Origin of the sequence: Acinetobacter sp., assembly GCF_045628685.1 — a bacterium.
GTDB lineage: Bacteria > Pseudomonadota > Gammaproteobacteria > Pseudomonadales > Moraxellaceae > Acinetobacter.
The window spans coordinates 1-3879 of record NZ_JAZQPV010000039.1 but is presented as its reverse complement, the minus strand read 5'-3'; the positions used below and the strand labels follow the sequence as shown (position 1 = coordinate 3879).

Here is a 3879-nt window from a genome sequence, read left to right as displayed (position 1 = left end):
TGGTGCGGTAGCTCAGTCGGTAGAGCAAAGGACTGAAAATCCTTGTGTCGTCGGTTCGATCCCGACCCACACCACTTCAAAAAGCTTCAGAGAAATCTGAAGCTTTTTTTGGTTATGGCGGTTTTTTCGGTCTCAGGGGTGCGACAGGGTTGATTTCTTCTTATCTTCCAGTGAACATCGTCATTGGGTTCATTAATAAAGTTAATACAATTATCACAGATTATAGCCTGAAATCTTGGAGCAAGTGACGCATTAGGTGACGCGTTTGAGGTTGATAGAAACTAAGTAGTATTCAAGAGAATGAAGTTCAGATATCTTTGAGTGCTATCCTGAAGTGAAAGAACGCCAGGTCAAGCTTTCCTCATTCTTGAAATTAACGGTTAGCTTTATGGAACTCTTTTGAATAAGTGTGAAGTTCTTACTTAGCTCGCCTCTGGATAGGGGATAGTCCTCGTAGGAGCTGTAAAGCGCTCTGATGCCAAGGATCAGTATCACCAGCATCGCCAGGGGCATAGCTACAGATAGAATCAGCAACATGCCGAACAGGTTACTAGGATCTTGTATCTCTCCCATGGGTTTTCAGTTTAAGGGCTCTTACGTGTTTAAATAGATAGTCGGCTTAAAGAATATAAGGCTTTATCTGTTGCAAAGTCAAGTGATCAATTAAGCAAGGCAAATCAGTACTTCAGCAGATCATAAAGGGCGCTAAAGAAACGCTGAAATAGGTAAATGATTCGTTTCCTTTGCTTGAATAGCACCCATAGGATATAACAGACTGCGAAGATAAAGGCAGCGATACTCAGAAAGAAGACTGCTATCATTAGATAGAAGACCAAGTTGGGCATATCTTCAGGCATGTGCTTTGAGTTTAAGCGTTCTTACACGCGTTAGTAAGTAAATGATCCAAATGCACATCAGAAAGAACACAATAGGCTCAATGATTACAAAGATCCAGATGTTGATTTCCTCGTAGGACATGTCCAGAGCTTTGGCAGCATCTCGAAGGAGTTGAACACAGAGATAAAATATGTTGTTGAAGGTTTCGTTTGAGAGCATAGTAAAATTTATGGATTTAAGTGGCCTTTTGGCTTTTTACATTAGTTTAATACAGCATAATTCGATTAACTAATGTATAAATAATGTTTATTAACTTCTTATAATTATAAATAATTAATAGTATGTTGGCGGCATGAAAAACTCATTAATTTGTAGGCAATTTTTAAATATCATACTTAAAGTCTTAACGATATTCCTTTTCGTTGTTTTTTATCTGCCAAGTTCTTATTCACAGGGGAAGCCAACCGAGAAAGAAACGTTGGAGTTTATTAATACTATTATTAATAAGGTAAATGTTGAGGCATCTACTTCTAGAATAAAAGGGGTCCAAACTTTTAATATAGATTTAGAACAGAAGTCTTGGGTTTCTACTTTTAAGTTTTCAGACGGCAGTGTTAGCCGTAGAACAATCTCTTTGAGCACAATGAATGGAAGAGAAACGCTGAGTGAACTTAAAAGTCCTACCTGTATTATTATGGCTAATGAATTTCAAATATATTCAATGGAAATGATGGCTTATAAAGAAAAAGTTAGGGCTAACATAGATAAAATCGCATTTTATTACGATGCTACTATTCCAGGTGAAAGAGAAAGGTTAATAAATGCGCTGGAGTATTTAATTGAGTTGAAAAATACGGGGGTTAACTCTTTTTTTGAGCCTAAAAGCTAATTGAAAACATGTCTGCTTTATTTCCCTGGTAAGCGAACTTGCTCATCAGGATGTAACAGCCAAGAAGAAACAGGTAGTGCAACTATCAACCACATAAAGCATTGACCTACTCCCTCCAAATACTGTCTACAGCGAGTACGATAGAAATGCCGATGAGTGCAATACCAGCACTTAGCTGGTTGTTGGTTAGATATTATAGACCAGGTGTAGAACGGTGTTGTAAAACCAAGAATAAAGTGAAGCAAACAGACATAAGTCTGCTCAAGCATTTACTTGCGGGCAGATAAGTCATTCTTGCTGTAGGTTGCAACACACACGAGCCATAATGTCTAGAATTCTGATCTAATCATTTTCGTCTCGAACATTAACAATTGTTATTTGACGGCTTAGCTTTTGAATTGTCTCCTGAATATAAGAAGCGGATAGAAATATTCAGCTGGAGTTGTGGTTAACTTAAATATGGTGTTTGTGCAAAGATAAATATAAACCTACTCACTTGAAGTAAGGAAGACGGCAATTCTTGTACGCTCCCTTGGTAATTCGACGATCCTTGTCATGTTCTTTTTTGCTTCAAGCAAGATGAACTAATTAATCATTATATTATAGTGATGTGAAATGGATATAACTAGTTGAAATATAGCTTGTTGGTTGTTTTCTTGTGGGGTGAATATTCATACTGTTTTTGTTGTAAAATTAGATATAATAGGGTGAAATACCACCCGTAAATGGTATCTTTGAAACAATCAAACAAACATTATGGCTTTAAATCAAAAACTAACATCTTCCAATATACAGGAAGTACTCAATGACAGGATTTCTGCACTAATAGAGGGTGGATTCCGAACAAAAGCAAGTGCATTCACAAATAACGAAGTCATACTCCATGAAGTCCATCGTCCAGTATCGGAATTCCGTACGGCTGATCCTCCATTTGCTCAGATAGCTACAAATATCTTCGACGATGTTAAAACCAGAGAGATCAACATAATTCTTCGGATCATAAAAGATTTAGAACGAAACAATCCATTGTGGTATTGTGTGGATCACGAAAAGTCAGAAGTTAAAAAGGGTTTAAGCGCATTGGCGCATAAAGGAGTCATTTCAAGTGTTGTTGGTTGTAAGGGGATGTACCTTGTTAATCCACAACAAATACGCAATGGGATTACTCTTCAGTGTTATATGGCTTTACTAGATCATGTTAAGACTGCAGCTAAGAAATGGAAGCCAGGACAGAAGGATATTAAACCCCTACCAAATTCAAAGACATATATAAACTTAAAGGCACTTGGGATAGGTAGTTGATTCCTTGCAGTAGATTAGCCTGTTGCAGTTGCCTGATTTTATACTCATATTGCAGTAAATTTTGAATAAAGTTAATGTCTGAAGACCAAAAGAAACAACTAGAGCAGCAGCTCTGGAATATAGCGAATACCTTACGTGGCAAGATGGATGCCGATGAATTCCGGGACTACATCCTGGGATTTATCTTCTACAAATACCTGAGTGAGAAGATGCTAATCTATGCCAATGAGATCCTCGAAGAGGATGGCATTAGTTATCAAAGCATTGATGAATCCTCTCCTGAAGGAAAAGAATACCTGCAGGCAATTCATGATGAAGCCATAAATAAACTGGGCTACTTCCTTAAACCTTCTGAACTCTTCAGTGAAGTGGCCCGTCGTGGTAATGCCGAAGCTGAGGATACCGAGGGTGATAGCCTGAGCAATTTCATCCTTCAGGACTTGACCAAAATCCTGCAGAACATCGAGCAAAGTACCATGGGTACAGACAGTGAAGATGACTTCGATAACCTGTTTGAAGATCTGGACTTAACCTCCACTAAGCTCGGCAGAACAGAAAAGGCCAAGAATGAATTGATCGCCAAAGTACTATCACATCTGGATAAGATAGATTTCAAGTTGAAAGATGCAAATGCTGATGTATTAGGTGATGCTTATGAATACCTGATCGGGCAATTTGCCAGTGGTGCAAGTCGGATGTAGCCATGTCGTTCTGTGAGCCAAGGAGTTGATAATATGCCTTGTCTTCCTAAGACCGCTTGGCCTCCGACTTGATTTCAAGTTGAAAGATGCAAATGCTGATGTATTAGGTGATGCTTATGAATACCTGATCGGGCAATTTGCCAGTGGTGC

At 38.5% G+C, this 3879-nt stretch carries 2 protein-coding genes, 1 tRNA gene and 1 pseudogene; all 4 read left to right on the top strand.

What is annotated here, in order from left to right:
• Position 1 precedes the first annotated feature (1 nt).
• Positions 2-74: transfer RNA gene (locus ACKI4H_RS05145), tRNA-Phe, on the top strand.
• A gap of 1115 nt (positions 75-1189) precedes the next feature.
• Positions 1190-1726, top strand: coding sequence for a hypothetical protein (locus tag ACKI4H_RS05140; RefSeq protein ID WP_407304263.1), 537 nt, complete (start codon positions 1190-1192; stop codon positions 1724-1726).
• A gap of 756 nt (positions 1727-2482) precedes the next feature.
• Positions 2483-3028 (top strand): hypothetical protein, encoded by a 546-nt coding sequence (locus ACKI4H_RS05135; protein ID WP_407304262.1) that lies wholly within the window; start codon positions 2483-2485, stop codon positions 3026-3028.
• A 74-nt stretch (positions 3029-3102) separates the two neighbouring features.
• Positions 3103-3723 (top strand): annotated as a pseudogene (locus tag ACKI4H_RS05130) (type I restriction-modification system subunit M N-terminal domain-containing protein); the annotation flags it as partial.
• Positions 3724-3879 lie beyond the last annotated feature (156 nt).